This window comes from Natronorubrum sp. A-ect3 (assembly GCF_041821125.1).
Taxonomy (GTDB): Archaea; Halobacteriota; Halobacteria; order Halobacteriales; family Natrialbaceae; genus Natronorubrum; species Natronorubrum bangense.
Genome location: NZ_JBGUBB010000002.1, coordinates 49823 through 63764, shown reverse-complemented (window position 1 = coordinate 63764; position 13942 = coordinate 49823). Strand labels below are relative to the sequence as shown.

General features: G+C 63.6%; 14 protein-coding genes. 10 read left to right on the top strand and 4 right to left on the bottom strand.

The features are described from left to right. Positions 1-48: 48 nt before the first annotated feature. Together gatD and ACERJA_RS06925 are read left to right on the top strand one after the other, a co-directional pair. On the top strand, positions 49-1299 hold the full coding sequence (gene gatD / locus ACERJA_RS06930) for a Glu-tRNA(Gln) amidotransferase subunit GatD (protein WP_373607523.1): 1251 nt from the start codon (positions 49-51) through the stop codon (positions 1297-1299). A gap of 83 nt (positions 1300-1382) precedes the next feature. Further along, positions 1383-2327 (top strand): N-acetyltransferase family protein, encoded by a 945-nt coding sequence (locus ACERJA_RS06925; RefSeq protein WP_373607522.1) that lies wholly within the window; start codon positions 1383-1385, stop codon positions 2325-2327. An 83-nt stretch (positions 2328-2410) separates the two neighbouring features. Here ACERJA_RS06925 and ACERJA_RS06920 read toward each other — a convergent pair whose 3' ends face one another. Genes ACERJA_RS06920 through ACERJA_RS06910 form a run of 3 tightly spaced genes read right to left on the bottom strand, consistent with a single transcriptional unit; the run spans position 2411 to position 5176 of the window. Then, positions 2411-2695, bottom strand: a complete 285-nt coding sequence (locus tag ACERJA_RS06920; protein ID WP_006064990.1) for a ubiquitin-like small modifier protein 1 — start codon at positions 2693-2695, stop codon at positions 2411-2413. 31 nt (positions 2696-2726) lie between these two features. Beyond that, a complete protein-coding gene (locus ACERJA_RS06915; RefSeq protein ID WP_373607521.1) occupies positions 2727-3929 on the bottom strand; it encodes a TrkA C-terminal domain-containing protein in 1203 nt (400 codons plus the stop codon). Continuing rightward, positions 3926-5176 (bottom strand): potassium transporter TrkA, encoded by a 1251-nt coding sequence (locus tag ACERJA_RS06910; RefSeq protein WP_373607520.1) that lies wholly within the window; start codon positions 5174-5176, stop codon positions 3926-3928. Before ACERJA_RS06910 ends, ACERJA_RS06915 begins: the two co-directional genes overlap by 4 nt. Before the next feature lie 202 nt (positions 5177-5378). On the opposite strand from ACERJA_RS06910, the gene ACERJA_RS06905 reads away from it, so the two are divergent. Continuing rightward, on the top strand, positions 5379-6572 hold the full coding sequence (locus tag ACERJA_RS06905) for an NAD-binding protein (RefSeq protein ID WP_373608453.1): 1194 nt from the start codon (positions 5379-5381) through the stop codon (positions 6570-6572). A 5-nt stretch (positions 6573-6577) separates the two neighbouring features. On the opposite strand, the gene deoC is transcribed toward ACERJA_RS06905, so the two are convergent. Further along, positions 6578-7213: a deoxyribose-phosphate aldolase gene (gene deoC, locus ACERJA_RS06900; protein ID WP_373607519.1), complete on the bottom strand. Its 636-nt coding sequence runs from the start codon at positions 7211-7213 to the stop codon at positions 6578-6580. A 71-nt stretch (positions 7214-7284) separates the two neighbouring features. On the opposite strand from deoC, the gene ACERJA_RS06895 reads away from it, so the two are divergent. From ACERJA_RS06895 to ACERJA_RS06865, 7 genes are all read left to right on the top strand, one after another. Next, the gene (locus tag ACERJA_RS06895; RefSeq protein WP_373607518.1) at positions 7285-8262 is read left to right on the top strand and encodes a ribose 1,5-bisphosphate isomerase; all 978 of its coding nucleotides are present in this window, start codon (positions 7285-7287) and stop codon (positions 8260-8262) included. 121 nt (positions 8263-8383) lie between these two features. Further along, positions 8384-9205: a DUF63 family protein gene (locus tag ACERJA_RS06890; RefSeq protein WP_373607517.1), complete on the top strand. Its 822-nt coding sequence runs from the start codon at positions 8384-8386 to the stop codon at positions 9203-9205. A 37-nt stretch (positions 9206-9242) separates the two neighbouring features. Then, on the top strand, positions 9243-10121 hold the full coding sequence (locus ACERJA_RS06885; protein ID WP_373607516.1) for a carbohydrate kinase family protein: 879 nt from the start codon (positions 9243-9245) through the stop codon (positions 10119-10121). Between the two features lie 140 nt (positions 10122-10261). Then, positions 10262-10564, top strand: coding sequence for a HalOD1 output domain-containing protein (locus ACERJA_RS06880; RefSeq protein WP_006064998.1), 303 nt, complete (start codon positions 10262-10264; stop codon positions 10562-10564). A gap of 117 nt (positions 10565-10681) precedes the next feature. Further along, positions 10682-11410, top strand: coding sequence for a nucleoside phosphorylase (locus tag ACERJA_RS06875; protein ID WP_373607515.1), 729 nt, complete (start codon positions 10682-10684; stop codon positions 11408-11410). Positions 11411-11606: 196 nt separating this feature from the next. Then, positions 11607-12626: an AI-2E family transporter gene (locus ACERJA_RS06870; RefSeq protein ID WP_373607514.1), complete on the top strand. Its 1020-nt coding sequence runs from the start codon at positions 11607-11609 to the stop codon at positions 12624-12626. Between the two features lie 74 nt (positions 12627-12700). Continuing rightward, complete coding sequence (locus ACERJA_RS06865; protein ID WP_373607513.1) at positions 12701-13765, top strand: hypothetical protein; 1065 nt, start codon at positions 12701-12703, stop codon at positions 13763-13765. Positions 13766-13942 lie beyond the last annotated feature (177 nt).

Below are 13942 nucleotides of genomic sequence, written 5' to 3'. Positions count from 1 at the left end.
GGCCACAGAAAGCGTGCCTTCAAGTCCGATGCCGCGCAACGCCCACCCATGAATCCAGGCGATCGCGTTCGCGTCGACCGCGCGGATCGCACGTACGAAGGCGTGTTACTCCCATCGAGCACCGACGAGCATCTCGTCGTGAAACTCGAGGGCGGCTACAACATCGGGATCGACCGCACCGAAGCCGATGTCGAACAGCTCGAATCGGATGTCTACGAGATCGACGGCACGGACGCGACGGGCGACGACGGGGCCTCTGAGATCGAGTTCGACGACGATCTGCCGACGATCTCGCTGATCTCGACAGGTGGCACGATCGCGTCGACGGTCGACTACCGTACGGGTGCCGTGACGGCACAGTTCGACGCCGAGGACGTCCTGCGGGCGGTGCCGGATCTGGCGGGACGAGCGAACTACCGCGGAAGAGTCGTCGCCAACATCCTGTCGGAGAACATGGAACCGCCGCTCTGGCAGGAGCTCGCTGATGCCGTCGCCGAGGAGATCGAAGCCGGCGCCGACGGCGTCGTCGTCATGCACGGCACCGACACGATGCAGTACTCGGCTGCTGCGCTTTCGTTTATGCTCGAGACGCCGGTGCCGATCGTCTTTACGGGCTCCCAGCGATCGGCCGACCGGCCTTCTTCCGATAACGTCATGAACGCCGTTTCGGCCGTCGAAGCCGCGAAAAGCGACTGCGCGGAGGTGCTGGTCTGTATGCACGGGACCGAAAGCGACGATGTCTGTGCACTCCACCGCGGCACGCGGGTCCGGAAAAACCACACCTCGCGCCGAAACGCCTTCGAGACCGTCGGGGCGGAGCCGCTGGGCGAAGTGGATTACGAGAGCGAAGCGATCGAATTCCGGCGACCGTACCAGCAGCGAGACGCCGTCGACCTCGAGCGAGCCACGGCCCTCGAGAGCGACGTCGAACTACTGAAGTTCACGCCCGGGATGGATCCCGCGTTCCTCGACGTTGTCGAGGGCTCGGCAGGCCTGATCATCGAGGGCACCGGCCTCGGCCACATCCACACCGATCTTATTCCCCGGATCGAAGCCCTCGTTGACGACGGCACGACGGTCGTCATGACCAGCCAATGTCTCGAGGGGCGGGTCTGTGACCGCGTTTACGATACGGGTCGGGACTTACTCGAGGCCGGCGTCGTCGAAGCCGGCGACACGCTCCCCGGGACGGCGAAAGTGAAACTGATGTGGGCACTTGAGCACAGCGAGGACGTCGAAGAAGCGATGAGCACGTCACTGGCCGGCGAGATTCAACAGCGCTCGGTTCCCTGGGAGTAGTCGGCTCGCTGTTCGTCGCTGTTGGCGAACCACGCGCTAACTGAGGGGGAGGCCTTTCCTGCTACGGCCCGAACAATTGGGTTATGAGCGACGCGACAGACGCTGCTCTCGACCTCGAGATTCGCCGCGCGACTCACGACGACTACGACGCTGTCGTCGACTTTACAAGCGACATCTGGGCTGACCGCGGCGGTGACTACATTCCCGACATCTACCACGACTGGCTCGAGGCCGACAACGAGACGGGCAAGAAAACGTTCCTCGCGGCGGTCGATGGCGAGGCCGCAGGCATCGTGCAGGCGGTGATGCTCACACCCGACGAGGCCTGGTTTCAGGGCATTCGCGTCGCGGCCGACTACCGGGGACGGGGTGTCAGCCACCGACTCAATGAGGCCTGCTTCGAGTGGGCGCGAGCGCAGGGGGCCACGGTCGCCCGCGTGATGATCTTCTCGTGGAACACGGTTTCGGTCGGTGCAGCGCGAGCCAGCGGCTACGAGCCGATCACCGAGTTTCGGTTCGCCCATCCAACCCCCGACTCGGACGCCGAGGGGCCACAGTCAGTCTCGAGCGATCCGACAGCCACGTGGCGTTACTGGACCCACAGCGACACTCGCACCCAGCTCTCGGGACTCGGGCTTGCCCCGGAGGAGCCGTGGGCGATCAGAGAGATCACACGCGACGATTTCGAACGGTTCGCGGACGAGACGGCCGTCTTCGCAGTCGAGAGCGAGGACGGACTTGCAGGCGCGGCCTACCGCTCACGAACGTTCGAGCGGGACGTCGAGGACGAGTCGGGCGACTCGAGCACTGAAACGTGGGCCGAGTACGGCGTCGGTGCGTGGGACGACGCCGCGGCTGGGCGCTCGCTGTTCGCGGCGATTGCCCGCGACGCTGCCGCCTGTGGGGCTGACCAGACGCGCGTCCTGATCCCCGAGACTGCTCGTGCGGTCAGCGACGCCGCTTACGCGGGCGTCGAACTCGCCGAAGAGCCCGACTTCGTCCTTGGCATTGATCTCACAGTCCACTGAGACGGGCCGCCGTCCCGGGTTGTGATCTCGCACGCGTCGCGGATGCACGACACTGACGGACACGTCCGACGACTCGAGGGCGGCTATCCGCCGCTAACCGGTGGAAACAGCGCCAACTCGTCGTCACCCTCGAGCTCCGTCTCGAGGCCCTTCGCCTCGACTAACACGTTGGTTCCGTTCCGAAGCACGTTGATCTGGGATCGCAACTCGCCGTCGTCGTCGAGGACGCGCTCCTCGAGAGCAGGACGGTCGTCAAGGAGGTCCTCGAGAGCGTCACCAACGGTATCACCGGCAGCCGCGTCGACGGTGACGTGTTTGTCGCCCGCATGTTCGGCGAGGTCAGCAAAGAGCTTCCATTCCGTGGACATACGTGGCGGTATCGGTGCCGGAGGCAAGTAGCTACCGCTCCTGAGGATGTGCTGTCGGCGACGGCTCGCCCGATCGGTCCTCGCGTTCCAGCTCGGCAAGCCGACGCAGAGCCTCCGGTCGGCCCAGCACGTAGGCGACGTCGCCAGCCTCGAGTCGGGTCTCGCCCGCTGGCAGTGCGAGCTGGCCGCTCTCATCCAAGCCGCCGCGGTCGATGGCGATAACGAGCACTGGAAGCGAGTCGATAGTTGCGCCGTCGAGCGCGTCGCCGGCTGTGATCGGCCGCGTGATCACGGTCTCGGGTGCCGCTCGAAGCACGGAGACGAGCTCTCGTTCCGTCCCGGGGCTTCGCGGGAGCGTCACGAGCCGATACGTGTCGTCGGCCTCGAGGCGCCGAGCGTCGTCAGCGTCGACAGCGACGGTTGCGACGTCGCCTGCGACGCCACGAAGTTCCCCACCGGCCACCCGGCGAAGCGAGTCCCCCTCGCGACACCAGATCCGAACGGCATCGCCGGGGCTGGCATCGGGTGCAGGGTCGGCACGGATCGCAACGGCGACACTGCCCGGTGCGAGCGTCGGGCCGATCCCCGCTGGACGGCTCCCGACCGCGAGATACTCGATCGTCCCGTCGGCCGCGAATTCGACGTCGACGTGACCGATCCCGTAATCGTGTTTGAGGCGGTCGAGCAGCCGCGTTCGACGTTGCTCGATGGAGAGTCGCCGTGGGAGGAGCATCGTCTGGCCCGCCAGTTCGGTTTTCGTCGAGTCGTCGACGGAGTCGTAGCCATCGACGTCCGCGATCGTCTCGGGAAGGTCGACGCTGACGACGCGGCCGGCCGAACGGACCAGTTGCCCGACTTCGGTCATCGTCTGGGGTGCCGTCATCGAGAAGACGTCCGTTGCGAGGTAGTCGCCCAGCCGACGGCCGCCGTCGGCAGCGATTGCACTTGCGACGAACGCGCCGACGGTGTAGACGGCGGTCGCGGGCTCGAGCATTCCCGTATCGCCGATGATCGCCTGTTGGAGTGCCGACTTGGTGTTCAGCCAGAGCGCGACCGTCGAAACCCCAAGCAAGATGGCGATCCCTTCGGGAATCTCCTCAGCGCTGTACCAGCGAAAGACGAACGCGACGCCGGCGCCGGTCCCAGCCGCGAGGAAACTAAAGCCGAGAAGACGGATGATCGCGTCCAGCAGCGTCTCCGAGGTGATCAGCTGGCCGACGAGAAGGTCACTCATCGACCGACCACCGCCACGAACTCGTCGATCGCTGCTTCCGGCCCCGCGATGAACACCTCATCACCGCTCTCGAGTGCGCGTTTGATGCCGGGCCCGAACACCCAGCCGTGTCGACGGCCGCCCGTCTCACTTCCCTGACGGCGAACGGCAAGCATTGTCACGTCTGTCTCCGACGCCGGATCGTCGACCGCATCGGTCGAGCCGACAGTGAGCCGTCGGATCACGTACCCGGACCGTCTGATCAGCGCGAAGGCCTCGAACTCCTGGCTCGTGCCTCGCGATCGGACGACGAGTCGTGGTGACTCCGCCTCGAGTAGCGAGGTGACCGCTCGGCGGGCGACGGCAATGGTCACACGGCCGACGCCGCCGGCAGTCGATGCAGTCGGTCGTTCGGTTGGTTCCGGGTCCGACTCGGGTTCGCCGTCGGGAGACACGGCTGTTCCGTCCTCGGTTGGTGGCTTGGTGGTCGCTGTGTCGGCCTGTTCTGCGTCGATTTCGGTTCCAGCGCTCAGTACCGTTCCAGTGATCGTTCGCTCACCTGTCCGGACGAGTACCTCGTCCCCGCGGGCGACCCCCGTCGGCACCAGCGTTGCGATCGTGACAGCACGTTGGCCCTCGGGAACGCGCCGCGAGAGTCCGCCCGACGGCGGTGCCGCAGTGATCGTTGCCCGCGCCTGCTCGTCGATCGTCACATCGATGTCGGCCAGATCATGATCCGTGCGCAGGCGTTCCTCGAGGCGGAGCTCGAGCTCCGAGAGCGGAATATCGGCGGGCAGTTTCCACGACCCGTTTTGTAGTGTCTCCCGGAGAGCCGGCGACAGTGGCGGATACCCCTCCATATCGCGGATCTCTCCGGTTGGTCGGACCGTGACCTGTCCCATCGTGCCGACGAGTTCGACGACGTCGGCCGACAGCGTTCGCTGGCGAATCGAGGTCAGCGAGAGCCGGCGGGGAAGTTCAGCGCCGAGTTTGTCGCCCTGATTGTGGGCATACAGTGCAAGCATGAGCACGACGAGGACGGCGACCAGGAGCCGCGGCGATTGGGCGATGTCGGGCTCGACGAGGCCGAGTAACCCTCCCTGCACGCTGGCGATCGAGAGCGCCAGAACGACGACACCGAACCCAGGGAGGGTAACACCGGTAAAGTAGCGGACGAGAAATCCGAGCGAACCGGCGACGAAGGCGGGGACGATGCCGGTCAGGAGTCCGAGATAGAGCCCGAGCAGTATCTCGACCGGAAGTGTCATTGTGGGCGACAGGCCCGGGAATGATAAAGGAGTACCGACGCGGCAGCCCGTCGCAGGATCGACAGCCCGAGAGCGGTGGCAAGCGAGCAAGGTGGCTGAGCCAAAGGGCGTTTCTCGGCAGTGGCCACGATGGTCGAGGATTGCTAGCCGCAGATTCATCCCGAGACGGAGGCGTTAACTAATGCCGTCTCCGACCCGGTGTATGGTCGGTGAGGCCCTGTTCGAGCGGCTCCCGGACAACTGGAAGCGACTGGTGACTGTCCGCGCAGCCATCGGTCTCGCGCTGATCGTTGCACTCCTCTCGGTGGCCACGGGCGTGATCCACATCAGTCAGGACACCGTCGCCGAGGGGCCGCTCGTCGGAATGGTCCCCGATGCCGTCCAGCAGGCGGTCGGCTTCACTGGCGCGCTGACCGGGTTTCTAATGGTCGGCAGTGCACTCGCTTTGCGCCGGGGGCTGCGAGCCGGCTGGTGGGCGACACTGATCCTCATGCCCGTAACGGCGGTTCAGGGGCTGTTGCAGGTAAGCCAGTACTCGCTACCGCTCATCGTCCTCTCGCTGCTCTCGATTCCGCTCCTCCTGTTTACCCGCAAGCGGTTCGATCAGGCATTGGCGCTGACCACGACACAGCTCGCGGCCGGGGGCGCACTCGTCGGTGTCCAGGCCTACGGCACCTTCGGCGCGTACGCGCTTCGGGAGGATTTCGACGGGATCGAGAACATCCTCGACGCCTTCTATTTTACGCTGATCACCTCGAGCACCGTTGGTTACGGCGACATCGGCCCGGAGACGCACGAAGCGATGCTGTTTACGATGTCCGTCGTCGTCCTCGGCGTGGCCAGTTTCGGTATCGCGATCGGGGCACTCGTCGGCCCGGCAATTCAGACGAGAATCACGAAAACACTCGGAAAGATGACCGACTCACAACTCGAACTGCTCGAGGATCACATCCTCGTCCTCGGCTACGGCGAACTGACGGAACCGATCGTCGACGAACTCGCGAGCAGCGGCCGAGAGTTCGTCGTCGTGACGAACAACCGCGAAGTCGCACCGGAACTGACCGATCGCGGGATCGCAGTGATCACTGCCAACCCAAGCGACGAGGAGCCGTTACAACGGGGGAAAATCGACCGTGCGAGCGCGATCCTCGTCGCGACCAACCGTGACGCCGAAGACGCACTTGCGATCATCACCGCACGCCAGCTCGCGCCTGACACTCGCATCGTCGCCGCCGCAACTGATCGCGAGAATACCCGAAAGCTCGAGCACGCCGGTGCGGATTCGGTGATCAGCCCCTCCGTGCTGGGCGGCCACCTGCTGGTGCGGTCGGCACTCGGCAGCGACGACAGCGACCTGATCCAGCAGCTTATCGACGGTGACCAGCAGTCACGCTGAGCGTGCTACTCTGGCGCACCGTCGAGAATCTCGACCCCGCTCGAGGCACCGATCCGTGTTGCACCGGCCTCGAGCATAGCGATCGCCTCGTCGTAGCTGCCGATTCCGCCGCTTGCCTTGACGGGCAGATACTCGCGCATGCGCTCGACGTCTGCGATCGTCGCCCCGCCATCGGCGAAACCCGTTGACGTCTTGACCATCGCGGCGTCGGCTGCAACGGCCGCGTCACAGGCCCGTTCGATCTCGGCGTCGGTCAACAGTGCGGTCTCGAGGATCACTTTGACCGGGATCGGCACCGCGGCGACGAGCTCGGCGAGTTCGGCTCTGATGGCGTCGTCCTCGCCTGCTTGCAACCGACCGACGTTGATGACGACATCGAGTTCGTCCGCGCCGGCCTTCCAGGCGAGGACGCCTTCCCGCCGTTTCACGTCGTGGTCGTTCTGCCCGTGTGGGAATCCGATAACGGTGACGAGCGTGACCTCGGGTGCGTACTCGGTTGCCAGCTCGAGGGCATAGGGTGGGATACAGGCGTTCATCCCGTGCTCGCGGGCCTCCTCGAGGACCTGCCGGACGTCAGCAGGTGTGGTTTCGGGGCCGAGAACGGTGTGATCGATTACGGGAGCGAGTTCGCTGCGGTTCATACGGGAACGAGTCGTCGAACGGGCAAAAACCCGCCCGATCACTTTTGTCTGCTGGCATGCATCGTATCCACATGGAAAACCGCCAGCCCGACGTCGATCCAGCTGTCGTGGCGACTGCTGACGACATCGCTGCGATGCGAACCCGAGGGGCGGCGACGATCGCCGATGCGGCCGCGAAGGCGCTTGCGACACAGGCAGAGCGAGCCGAGACAACGCAGCCAGCGGCGTTCGAGCGCCAGCTGCGAGCCGCCGCAGAAACGCTCTACGAGACTCGACCGACTGCAGTGAGCCTGCCGAACGCGCTTCGGTACGTGCTTCGCGGGATGGACGGCGAGACAGTCTCGGAGCTGCGAGCCACGACGATCGCCCGCGCCGAGGAGTTCCGGGCGGAACTGGCACAGGCACAGCAACAACTGGGCGAGGTCGGTTCGAACCGACTCCGCGACGGTGATGTCGTCATGACTCACTGTCACTCGACGGACGCCCTCTCGTGTCTCGAGGCCGCTCTCGAGGACGGCAAGGAGATCGAGGCAATCGTCAAGGAGACGCGTCCGCGAAAGCAGGGACACATCACGGCCCAACAGCTACGCGAGTGGGGGGTGCCGGTGACACTGATCGTCGACAACGCGGCTCGGCGATATCTCGACGAGGCAGATCACGTGCTGGTCGGCGCCGACAGCATCGCCGCCGACGGGAGCGTGGTCAACAAAATCGGGACCAGCGGGCTGGCGGTCAACGCCCGCGAGCGAGGTGTGCCAGTGATGGTTGCTGCCCAGACACTCAAGCTCCATCCGGACACGATGACGGGCCACACCGTCGAAATCGAGATGCGAGACGAAACCGAGGTCCTTGCAGACGACCAACGGGCTGATATCACTGGTGAGCGCGACGACGATGGGCTCGTCGTCGAAAACCCTGCCTTCGATGTCACGCCACCACGGCACGTCGACGCCATCGTCACCGAGCGCGGCCAGTTTCCGCCCGAAAGCATCGTGACGCTGATGCGAGAGCTGTTCGGCGAGACGACTGGCGAACCGTGGGAGCCGTAGGACACACAACCACTCCTCGCGTCGACGTCGACGGTCGTCGACGCGAACGGCGAGAAAATTTCATCCATCAAAATCGTTGTCGATCGGAAACTGTTAGTCGCTGGTCTGTGCCAATACCTGTATGGTATTACCCGAGGGGTTCGTGCTTCCGCCGTGGTACCTCCTCGTTCCGTTACTCGTGGTGCTGGCGGGAGTCATCGCACTGCTGTGGGCACTCGATCCACCGGTGACCGATCGAACCGTGCTGGCGTTTGCGCCGTGGATGATGTTCGGTGCTACGTTGCACGTCCTCCACCGAATCGAAGCCTATCCGGACCACATCGAAGTGTTGTTCGCATCACCAAGCGTGTATCTGGTGACGGCAGTCATCGCCGGCGCCGCGTGGATCATCGCGAGTCTCCTGTATGCCGGCGGCCTCCAGTCGACGATTTCGCGGTTCGTCGGCATCTCTGGAACCGCCTTTTTCGCCGTCTTCGCGATGATCGCATTCAACATCGGCTGGGAGCGCGGAACGATCGACCCGTTCTGGCCGGTCATCGCCGTCGTCGTCACCGGCATCGTCACCGCGATCGCCTGGGTCGCACTCAGTCTCTCGTTTACCGACGTCGCTGCGACAACAGGGCTCACTGGTGCACTCGTCGTCTTCGGCCACACCTTAGACGGCGTTTCGACAGCGATCGGCTACGACATCCTCGGAGCCAGCGAGGAAGTCCCCCTCTCGCGTCTGCTCCTCGAGGCCGGCGAAGCGCTGCCAACCGAGGCGTACATCGGCGCTGGCTGGCTGTTCATCCTCGTGAAAGTCGCCCTTGCGATGGTCATTCTCGGGCTGTTCAGAGAGTACGTCGAGGAACAACCACAGCAAGCCCGACTGCTTCTCGCACTGGTCGCTGCAGTCGGACTCGGGCCGGGCACACACAACGTCTTGCTCTTTCTCATCACCTAGATTTTTTTTGACCCCCGCCGTTTTGCTGTAGCATCGAATGGGACCCTCCGTACTCACTGCTGGTCACGTCAACTGGGACGTGACGCTTCGTGTCGATCGCCTCCCCGAAGCCGACGGTGAGGCGACGATCCGCTCTCAACGCCAGTCCGGTGGTGGAAGTGCTGCAAACGTCGCCGCCGCACTCGCCGGCCTCGAGGTCGAAACCGGGCTGATCGGCAGCATTGGCGACGACGACAACGGCCTGCTGGCCAGACGCGACCTCGAGGATGCAGGGGTCTCGCTGTCGGGACTGCGTGTCATCGAGGGAGCCGAAACGGCCGTCAAGTATCTGCTCGTCGACGACGCCGGCGAGGTCTCGATACTGGGCACCGACGGCGTTAACGAAGCCATCCAGCCGGCAGACCTCGAGCCGCCACGCATCTGTGCGGCCGATCACGTTCATCTCACGAGCCAGCAGCCGGAGACCGCTGCGGCCATCGCAGAGATTGCGACAGCGGCCGGCGTGACGGTTAGTTTCGACCCCGGTCGTCGCGTTGGCGACCGCGAGTACGACGCGACGGTTTCGGCCGCTGACATCCTGTTTGTCACCGAGCGCGAGGCGACCGCGCTGGCCGGAGACGTCATCGATCACGGCGACGAACGGATCGTCGTCGTCACTGCCGGCGACGATGGCGCGGAACTCTGGGCTCCCGACGGAACGTACACGCATCCCGGATTCGACATCGATCCCGTCGACACGGCCGGTGCGGGAGATGCGTTCGCCGCGGGCTTTCTCCGAACCCGACTCGAGGGTGGCGACCTCGAGGACGCACTCGCGTACGCAAACGCCTGTGGAGCGCTCACAGCCGGCCGAGACGGCGCACGGAGCGCGCCAACGCGAGCCGAGGTCGAAACGTTTCTCGCAGACAGATCATAGCCAACACATATTTACGATGACGAGTTTTGGCCGAATCCGGCGCAGTCTGGCGGTTCTCACCGGACGTTGTCTGACGGTAGTTATATACACGACGCCGTTGCCCACTCGAGTAGAGAGTCACGGAGACGTGACGGAGAGACATGACGGAAGGAAGGATTAGGGAGTCCCATGGGTGTGAGTTTAAACGCCACATCCAGTACGAGCGAGGTGCGGAGGAATCGCCAAGTATCGCCGTTGCAACGGCGCTGGCACAGTACCACGGAGAACGCGTCGAGGAAACCGATACGTGCCTGTACGACTACATCGACCCTGATGCACTCGATGCCCTCTTTGCGGACACGCAAACGGGGCGGCGCCGGGAAGCGGGGACCATCGAGTTCGCGGTCGAAGACGTGCTGGTGACGGTTCGGGCAGGTCGAATCGACGTGCGTCAGATGAACTGACAGCGCGGAATCCGCCGCGCTCTCAGATAGAGTGGGATGTGAGTGACGAGCGCCGAACGCACGATTTCGGGGCTCGTCCTCGAACCTTTTTTCTCGCCACCACGGGAATCAGAGCGTATGGCAACCCAACCACACCTGCTGGTCGACGACGGAGATCTGACCGATCGCGTACTCATCCCGGGTGACCCCGGCCGCGTCGACCGAATCGCCAGCCACTGTGACGACGCCGAGACGGTCGCCGAAAACCGCGAGTACAAGGTCGTCAACGCAACGTATGAGGGGCAAGAGCTGACGATCTGCTCGACCGGGATCGGCTGTCCGTCCGCAGCCATCGCGATCGAGGAACTGGCAAACGTCGGCGTCGAGACGTTCATCCGCGTCGGCACGACCGGCGCACTCCAGTCCGACATCGAGATCGGCGACATGGTCGTCGCAACCGGCGCTGCCAAAAACGAGGGGACCACGAAACGGTACGAAGCCGTCGAATACCCCGCCGTCCCGGATTACGACGTGCTGTCGGCGCTGGTCGACTCTGCGGAAGCAAACGATGAAGACGTTCACGTCGGCCCCATCGCCTCTGATGACGCCTACTACGCCGAATCCGAGGCGGCCGTCGCCGACTGGGAGGCTGCCGGTCTCCTCGCAGTCGAGATGGAAGCCGCTGCCGTCTTCTCGCTGGCCCGCCGCAAAGGCCTTCGTGCCGGCGCGATCTGTACCGTCGACGGCAACCTCGTCGAGGGCACCCAGAAAGGCACCGACACCGAAGACGACGAACTCCCCGATAAGGCCAAAAACAACGTCGGCCGCGCGATCGATATCGCACTCGAGGCCGTCATCGAACTGTAACCTGACCTCCTGGAACGACGGCGGCGTCTCGAGACGCACACTGATTTTCGGACTGGTGCCTTTCAACTGCGTTGTGTACGCCCGGGCTGGCTGAGCAAGCGAGCACCGCAGACATCGAGAACGTAACAGGACCAGCGTGGCCTCACACTACAGTTCTGGCCCCAGATTTATCCGTCACTTCGTGGAGACGCTTACTGTGAATCTGAGTAAGGGATATCTTTTGGCACTCGTCGTCCTTTTCGCGTATCTTTCGTGGCAACTAGTCACACCGTTTTTGCAGTTCGTCCTCGGAGCCGTGCTCATCGCCTTCGTCTGCTATCCGCTACAGGCTCGACTCGAGAGCTACGTTTCGCCGACGATTGCGGCGTTAACGCTGGTCTTGCTTTCGATCATCGCGTTCATCATTCCGTTCGTGCTGGTCGCCCTTGTCGTCGCCGACGACGCCGCCGCACTCGTCCAGGAACTCGATCCTGAAACACTACAGGTAGCCGAGTTCGAGGCATGGCTCGAAGACGAGACGGGGTTCGAGATCGATCTGACGGAGACGCTTGTCGACTCCGCAGAGCAGATCGGGACCATCATCATCGAACAGACAACGGCCTGGTTCAGCGTGGTCACCCACGCGCTGATCGGCCTTGGGCTGGCGCTATTTCTCCTCTACTACCTGCTCAAGGATGGCGACAATCTGATGGCTTGGCTCCGAGAGACGACCCCACTTCCCGAGGACGTTCAGAACGACCTCTACGGCGAACTGAACGAAGTCATGTGGGCTGTCCTGGCCGGCCACGTCCTGATTGCGATCGTCGAAGGCGTCATCGCCGGTCTGGGGCTATTCGCGACCGGCATCCCCAACGCCACGTTCTGGACGTTCATCATGGTTATCCTCTCGCTCGTCCCGTTGATCGGGGCGCCGCTGGTGTGGATCCCCGCTTCAATCTACCTCCTGTTGACCGGCGAACCGCTTCTCGCACTGGGGCTTGCCGTCTACAGCGCTATCGTCGTCGGAGTTGCAGACGATTACCTACGGCCGATCGTCGTCGATCGCTACGCCGAAATCAATCCGGCAGTCATCATCCTCGGCGTCCTCGGCGGGATCTACGCCTTCGGCATCATGGGGCTGTTCTTCGGTCCCGTGCTCCTCGGTGCCCTGCTCGCGACGCTCAAGGTCGTCAACGAGAACTACGATCGACTCGAGGATGGGTCCGAGTCGACCTGAGACGTGATCGAGGTGCGTCGTCGTTCAGTGCCGGTGTCGCCTATTTGTGGCTCGAGGATGTCGGATATCCACCGATGGCCGATGGTGACTCTGCCCTGCAGTCTCTCCGCGACCGTATCGGTACCTCTCGCGGTCGACTCGACCGCTCGAGCGAAAACCGACTCAAACGGTGGCTCCTGTTCGACGGCAGTCGCGAGCGGGTGGCGACTGCACTCCTCGCAACCGTCTTCACGATCCTGCTGGCGATGGGCGGTATCTGGCCGATCGAGTATCAGGAACTGCTGGCCGAGACGACGATGGTCCAGACCGTGTTTAACACCCTACTCAGCGGGACGATACTGCTGGTCTCGATCGTCGTCTCGATCGCGGCCGTCGGAATCTCTCAAGAACTAACCTCGCTTGGCAACCAGTCGGAACGGGTCGACACGATCATCGACTTCCAGGAGGAGATCGAGGAGCACGACATCGTAGACGTGAGTCCGGCGCGACCGGGGCAGTTCATGGCTGTCGTCCTCCGGTCGATCAAGGGCCGGGCCAACGACCTGCAGTCGATCGACGGAACGAGCGACCGGGAGTACCGTAGCGAGATCGAGCGCCTCCAGCAAGACATCCAAGTGAACACCGAAGAGGTGCTGACGACGCTCTCCCGCGTTCCCGACGGCTCTACGGACGAACTGCTGACGGGACTGAACTATGACTCGTCGTGGCAGCTCTATCAGTCACGGCGCATCCGCACCGAGTACGGGGACGAACTCACTTCGGCCGAACGAGCGGCTATCGACGATATCGTGAGAATGCTCCGCAGGCAGATGGTGAGCAGGGAGTACTTCAAGACGCTCTATTACAAACTCGAGCTCTCGGACCTCTCGACGACGCTGCTGACCGTCTCCCTGCCGATTATCGTCTTCATCACCTACGTGTTGCTCGCCCTCGACACCGGGCTTTTTCCAGATGTCACCGTCTTTGGCTACACCCCACTGACGGTTTTCATTAGCCTCGCGTACACCATCGCACTCGCCCCGTACGCCGTGCTCACCGCCTACGTCCTGCGTGCTGCAAACGTGACGAGGCGGACGCCGGAAGAGGGACCGTTCGTTCTGGACGAGGACCGGGAAACCGCCTACGACGAGCGATCCTGATCGGTCTGCTGTACCGGTGTACCACCGATCACCCGCGGTGGGGTCCGTGATTGGCGGTAATTGACCACAACAGTCCATATGAAACCACTCACTCGCCTAGTCCGCCGTCCGTCCGTATGCGTCCGAACTGCCATCGATCCGTGACGTGGGCGGATATGCCGGCGAAACTATATGTGT